1 protein-coding gene is annotated in these 1,109 nt (G+C 63.1%); it reads right to left on the reverse strand.

Going from position 1 to position 1,109, the window contains the following annotated elements:
* Nucleotides 1–618 (reverse strand): Clp protease N-terminal domain-containing protein (locus EOA38_RS37415; protein WP_281060180.1); only part of this gene is annotated, 618 nt, incomplete at its 3' end.
* Nucleotides 619–1,109: the final 491 nt, after the last annotated feature.

Here is a 1,109-nt window from a genome sequence, read left to right on the forward strand (position 1 = left end):
GATCAGCACGGGGTTGTTCTTGGTGCGCCGCGACAGCACCTGGATAGTGCGGCGGATCTCGTCGTCGCGGCCGATGACCGGATCGAGCTTGCCCGCGCGGGCGTCGGCGGTGAGGTCCCGCGCATATTTCTTCAGCGCGTCATAACCCTGTTCGGCATTGGCCGAATCGGCGGTGCGACCTTTGCGAACGTCGTTGATGACCTGGTTCAGCGCCTGCGCGGTGACGCCGGCCTTGGCCAGGATGTCGGCGGTCTTGGCCGACTTTTCCATGGCGAGCGCCTGCAGCAGCCGCTCGACGGTGACGAAACTGTCGCCGGCCTTCTTGGCCAGTTCCTCGGCGGTCGAGAACACCTTGGCGAGCGGCTGGGCGAGATAGAGCTGGCCGTTACCGCCTTCCACCTTCGGCATCGCTTCCAGCGCCGCCTCGACGCCGAGCTTGACGTCGCGGACACGGCCGCCGGTGCGCTCGATCAGGGACGCGGCGAGGCCCTCGTCGTCGTCGACGAGCACCTTCAGCATATGCTCTGGAGTGAATTGCTGGTGGTTGCGCGAGAGCGCCATGGTCTGCGCGGACTGGATGAAACCGCGCACGCGCTCCGAGTATTTTTCAAGATTCATATCTGTCTCCTTCCGTCACCGGCCCGCTTTGCGGCACCGGATCAGATTGCGGTGACGGACCCGCTCATTCGAGCCGAGCCCTGTTCAGCCGAGATATGGTGTATGGGCGAAGGTCTCTCAAGACGCCTTGATGTCGGTCAAAACAGAATATTCCAATGCATGTCGCCCGAAGTGCACCAGCGGTTCTGGGAGAACGACATGCGTCCAAACAAAGACTTGAAACAGCGAACTGAAAGATCCGCCACGCGCTTCAGGCGCGCACAAACGTAAACGGCGGAGATTTCTCTCCGCCGTTCGAATGCCGGAAAATGGACCTGGATCAGCTGTTTGCGTCGGCGACTGCCGGTTCGCTGGTGTCGCCTGCCGGCTCACTGGCGACGCTCCCGCCCGGCGCGGCATTTGCTTCTTCGGCAGCAGCGACGACCGTGTCGTTGCCGTTGTCGGTCGCGTTGCCGTCGTCGGCGGGGCTATCCGACTGGTCGGCATTGCCC

It is taken from the genome of Mesorhizobium sp. M1E.F.Ca.ET.041.01.1.1, from assembly GCF_003997355.1.
Taxonomy (GTDB): domain Bacteria; phylum Pseudomonadota; class Alphaproteobacteria; order Rhizobiales; family Rhizobiaceae; genus Mesorhizobium.